This is a genomic window from Lyngbya sp. CCY1209 (genome assembly GCF_035615495.1).
Taxonomy (GTDB): Bacteria; Cyanobacteriota; Cyanobacteriia; order Cyanobacteriales; family Microcoleaceae; genus Limnospira.
Map to the genome: position 1 here is coordinate 1 of NZ_JAJENU010000297.1, position 646 is coordinate 646.

Annotated in this window: 1 protein-coding gene; it reads right to left on the bottom strand. The window is 52.3% G+C overall.

Translation table 11 applies throughout. The features are described 5' to 3' along the window. Window positions 1-566: 566 nt before the first annotated feature. Window positions 567-644, bottom strand: coding sequence for a hypothetical protein (locus LKE08_RS29265; RefSeq protein WP_375341410.1), 78 nt, complete (start codon window positions 642-644; stop codon window positions 567-569). Between the last annotated feature and the right edge of the window lie 2 nt (window positions 645-646).

A 646-nucleotide genomic window follows, 5' to 3' on the forward strand; every position in this document is an offset into this window, starting at 1 on the left:
CTAAAGCCGCACGAGTCGCTTTTCCACCCCGCGCTAAAGCAGCAGGGCTATCAAGCTCCCGACCTATTCACGTATTCTTGCCTAGTATTTCGGTGTCGTACCATTGCCAAAACTCGGAGACGGTAGGAATACGGTCTAATGCTTCCCTGACCTTGTGAGCCTTCTCTACGGCTTGGATGACTCCCATAGGGGTGCAATCCACTCCACAAGGTTTAGGAGAGCGCTTGCCCGTCCCCGGCTGCTTGAATTGCAGGTAGAGGTGGTATCGTCCCCCTTTTTCCTTTTGGAGCTTAAGCCTCACCCCCCGGGGACAATCCTCTCGGTGAGTATGGTATGCTGCCAGGAACTTCTGATAGGACTCGTCATAGAGTCCGTCCCCCCCTACAGTTGGAGGCTTTGAGTTAATACTCATTTTTTACTCACTCTTGACTCGTTGTGCAGTATGAGTAGATTTTAGCAACGGTAGAATGGGGGTTTAAACCTAATTAGCAGGTTCAAGTCCTTTCGTCCGCATCGATCGCCCCGGACGATTCCTTCCGTCAGTCAAACAGGCTGAGAACGAGCGATCACGCCATTTCCTCGATCAAAAATAATCCCGCCACGGAATTTCCCGCCGCGTCCAGGGGGGGAGAATAACAGGCGATCG